The sequence below is a fragment of the Salinivibrio sp. IB643 genome (assembly GCF_001996105.1).
In the GTDB taxonomy this organism is placed as follows: domain Bacteria; phylum Pseudomonadota; class Gammaproteobacteria; order Enterobacterales; family Vibrionaceae; genus Salinivibrio; species Salinivibrio costicola.
Window position 1 is genome coordinate 1 of record NZ_MUFF01000066.1, and the last position, 4,342, is coordinate 4,342.

General features: G+C 40.0%; 4 protein-coding genes. 3 read left to right on the plus strand and 1 reads right to left on the minus strand.

Annotated elements, in window-relative coordinates; all coding sequences use genetic code 11:
* Nucleotides 1-381 (minus strand): IS110 family transposase (locus BZG77_RS14285; RefSeq protein ID WP_158011453.1); only part of this gene is annotated, 381 nt, incomplete at its 3' end.
* 412 nt (nt 382-793) lie between these two features.
* Here BZG77_RS14285 and BZG77_RS14290 point away from each other — a divergent pair.
* From BZG77_RS14290 to BZG77_RS14300, 3 genes are all read left to right on the plus strand, one after another.
* Nucleotides 794-1,756: an AbiTii domain-containing protein gene (locus BZG77_RS14290; RefSeq protein ID WP_077647720.1), complete on the plus strand. Its 963-nt coding sequence runs from the start codon at nt 794-796 to the stop codon at nt 1,754-1,756.
* Between the two features lie 74 nt (nt 1,757-1,830).
* The gene (locus tag BZG77_RS14295; RefSeq protein ID WP_241844166.1) at nt 1,831-2,679 is read left to right on the plus strand and encodes a TIR domain-containing protein; all 849 of its coding nucleotides are present in this window, start codon (nt 1,831-1,833) and stop codon (nt 2,677-2,679) included.
* 128 nt (nt 2,680-2,807) lie between these two features.
* On the plus strand, nt 2,808-4,342 hold a 1,535-nt coding region (locus tag BZG77_RS14300), incomplete at its 3' end, for an ATP-dependent nuclease (protein ID WP_077647721.1).

Here is a 4,342-nt window from a genome sequence, read left to right on the forward strand (position 1 = left end):
ACGTATATTTTCCGCCTTGATAATGGTGATTTCAGGCTTAATGGCGTCGCCATAATGTGCAATTAACTCAGCATCTAAGCGGTCATTTTTCGCTCTGCGGCCAATGGCGCCGGCGAAGCGTTTAATGTGCACAGGGTTGGCGCGTACGATGGGTAAATTGGCTTCAATACACGCGAGCACAAAGGGCATTTCTAATCGGCCAGTGGCTTCAATGATGATGCGCTCAGGCTGATATGGCTTGATGATTTTCAATGCATCTTTAATGCCTTTATCAGTGTTTGGCACAGAGAAGAAGTGTGCAGTTGGTCTGACGTAAATGTCGAGTTGCGCTTTGCCGGTATCGACGCCGATGTAGAAGTTTTGATTGGATGCAGTATTCATAATAAGCTAACTCTTGTTTGCGTAATACGGGTTCGAGACCCAGTCGAGTATTCGAGTTTGGTGCTTGGAGTTCTAAGGTGCGTTCATGTTTGTTATCGGTCTCTCGACAGAGGAGCCAGCGTTCAATCGAACTGCACATTAGAAAGCTTTAGTTGCAGCTAAAGCCTGGGTCTCNCATAATAAGCTAACTCTTGTTTGCGTAATACGGGTTCGAGACCCAGTCGAGTATTCGAGTTTGGTGCTTGGAGTTCTAAGGTGCGTTCATGTTTGTTATCGGTCTCTCGACAGAGGAGCCAGCGTTCAATCGAACTGCACATTAGAAAGCTTTAGTTGCAGCTAAAGCCTGGGTCTCACTTTACCCAAATACGGGTGATATTATCCATACAAAGCATTTAAGAGTGATTCGCAACGCTTGGCAGTTTCGCTTCGCTCAAGTGTAGCCAAGCGCCGCTTACACCTTAATGCGGCGTTAAATTTATGGGGATATATGAGTTCAATAATCTACGAGTTGCAAGCGGATGCAATGAATAACAGTGTTTCAATTCAATCCTTACTACGTAAGGCATACGCAATTGCTATAAAACTATCAGTCGAAGATTCAAGACAATGGATCGAAGCTGAAATGAATGGGTATGATAGTAATAATGAAGTACCTATATACCGGCGTATAAAGGGGTCATTACAAGCTGTCAATCCAGTTCGAGGCCCAATTCCTGTTCATGTCGGTGATAACGAAATGGAAGATACTATTACGATATTTCACTTTCGTCAGTCAATCGCTGAAATCGAAGGCATTATAAGTAAGCATGCTAAAGGCTTTATAATTCCGTTTACAGGTTCTCAACTGTCATCACTTCAAGATATTTTCGAATCGGATTTTCCGTTTAGGCTAAGTTTTTCAGCTACATCCTTAGTTCCTGTAGTAGATAACGTTCGCAATACAATACTGCAATGGGCTTTGAGGTTAGAACAAGAGGGTGTAACAGGCGAAGGGWTAAGTTTCAGTTCAGACGAAGTTAAAAAGGCACATATGAGTCCGCAAGTTAACATACAGAACTTTCAGGGTGTTTTAGGTGACGTTACTGACAGTGAGTTAAATCAAAACCTAGAAATGACCATTAATGAGTCAAACAATTTTGAAGAACTCGCAAAGTATTTGGTAGAACATAATGTTCCAGAAAACGATATTGTTGAATTAAAGCAGGCAATTGACAGCGATGGAGATATTGGCTCTAAAGGACAGTTTGGCTCAAATGTAAGCACTTGGATAGGAAATATGTGTACCAAAGCAGCCAATGGTGGTTGGGCAATATCTTTGGCAACGGCCGCTAACGTTTTAGGCACAGGTGTTAGCAAGTTTTACGGTTTGTCGTAATAATAAATTTAACAAAGCGTTCCACCGGACAAGCCAGTGAACGCGGCGTTAAGTGCAAAGGAGATCGAGAATCTGTGTTCTATCAAGTACTAGTTGAAACATCAGAGAAAGTAGGAAAGAGCGGGAACTACAAGCAGCTTTTTGAATTAGACAAAACTGATGTATCTGAAATTGAGGATGATGTAGTGATACCTTATCTTCAAGGCAAGAAATTTCAGTTTGATGGTTACTTTGTTAACGCAAATGAAGTTAAACGAATTGTTGTAAAGCAAACTGAGAGAACTACGGAAGTCTTATCTCGGTTTGAAAATGACAACATGCCGTCGGGAATCATCATGTTTGTCTCCCGCGAAGACATTGTTAGCTATGACCAACACACAACTGACATTACGAAACAGGTTTTTTCAAGCGCACAAGAAAAAATCSACTCTAATCAAGTTTCAAATAAGACGGAAGTAGTCCAAGAAGCTTCCTATGACAAGACTAAGGTTTTTGTTGTTCATGGCCACGATGACTTAGCTAAGACCGAGGCTGCAAGATTTATTGAGAAAATGGGGTTTGAACCCATCATACTGCACGAACAAGCTAGTTCAGGCAGTACTATTATTGAAAAAATAGAAAAATACTCAAATGTTGGCTTCGGGGTTGTTCTTTATACTCCTTGCGATTTAGGTGCAAAGTCACAAGAAACTCCCGACCTCAAATCTAGAGCGAGGCAGAATGTTGTATTTGAGCATGGTTTTTTAAATGGAAAGCTAGGTCGTCATAATGTTTGCGCTTTAGTAAAAGGTGACGTTGAGGTTCCAAACGATATATCTGGTGTTGTATATGTCCCGATGGATGGTCATGGCGCTTGGAAAATTGCGCTAGCAAAAGAAATGCGTAACTCCGGTTACGATGTGGATATGAATAATGTCGTGTAAGCACTTAACAAGCGCGTCAATCAGGACGCTCGCAAGCTCGCGCCTATTACGCGGGCGTTATAAGCCTCTCGAATTCACGTGCCGGCTCTAGTTAAAAATTAATCTCGCTGTTACTAACAAGGAAAATAATGATAATTGGAACAATTTTAAGATATTACAAGACTTATCAGGGAATTAACTACATACCAATTACCGATGAAGATAATTTTTGTGGGTTAGTCGGCAACAATGGGATAGGGAAAAGCTCAGTTTTGGAATCGCTTGACACTTTTTTTAATGGCAAGCCTTGGAATTTCAATACTGTTACTAAAAAGAGCGGAAAGTCGTCAACAAAGCCTCAGATAGTTCCTATCTTTCTCCTTGAACGGCGTTATTTTGATGGTGATGAGCTGGAAAAAGCAGAAATACTAAATTCTGTCGCTATTAATATTAGTGAAAACGATGTGTCTCTTTCACTTAAAAGTCATGCCAAAGCTTTTATCGAACATAGAGACAGATTAATTGAAAGAATAGATTTGTCTGATTTACTTATTATCCCGTTAGGGGTTGATTATARGGGCGACACGTCAATATCGCTCTTTAACAGCCGCATGATAGTCGAGAGGCTATTAGGGAATAATGTAGAAGAAGGTAAAACTTCGCTGTCTGATGATGAACTTAAATCTTTTTTGCCATTGCTGGATAAAATTAAAGAGACCATTGATTATATCTATATACCTAGAGAGATAGAGCCGGAGCTTTTTACGAAGCTCGAGACTGACGAAATCCAGGTTCTTATGGGGGAGACTTTAATACAAATACTGAGTGAGCGCGTACCACAAAGACAAATTGCCGAAATCAATTCGAGCCTCAACGCTTTCATCGAAACACTTGCCCAAGAGCTAGAAATATACTCTTATAGAACGCCAACAGATAGGCAACAATATCTCAGAAAGAATGACGTATATAACCTAATAATTCAATCATTCTTTAGCACAAGAAAACTACACAAGAAGCAAGGTGAAAACTGGCTAGAGATTAGTTCATTAAGTTCAGGTGAAAAGCAAAAAGCCATAATCGATGTTGCACATAGCTTACTTAACAAACATAGAGATACCGGTACAAATCTGATAATAGGAATAGATGAACCAGAATCATCCTTGCATATGTCTGCATGTTTCGACCAATTTGATTCCTTATATGATATTAGCCGTGATGCTATGCAAGTTCTTTTTTCAACTCATTGGTATGGTTTTTTACCTACAATCGAGACAGGTAGTGCAACCGTAATATCCAAAAACGATTCAACACATGTTTTTGATATGATTAACTTGGCTAATTATAGAGAGCAAATAAAGCAATTAACTGCGTCATCTAGAGGGCGCCTACCTTATGATATAAGATTAAAGAGCATAAACGACTTCGTGCAATCAGTGATTACCAGCTCAATCGGAGAAACTCCATTTAACTGGATTATTTGTGAAGGGTCGTCTGAAAAAGTCTATTTGAGTTCCTACTTTCAAGATTTGATTGACTCAAAAAGATTAAGAATTGTCCCTGTCGGCGGCGCGAAAGAGATCAAGAGGTTGTACAACCACTTGTCGACCTCGTATGAAGACTTTCAGGATGAGATCACTGGAAAAATCATCTTACTTTCTGATACTGACGCACAACTAGTTAATTA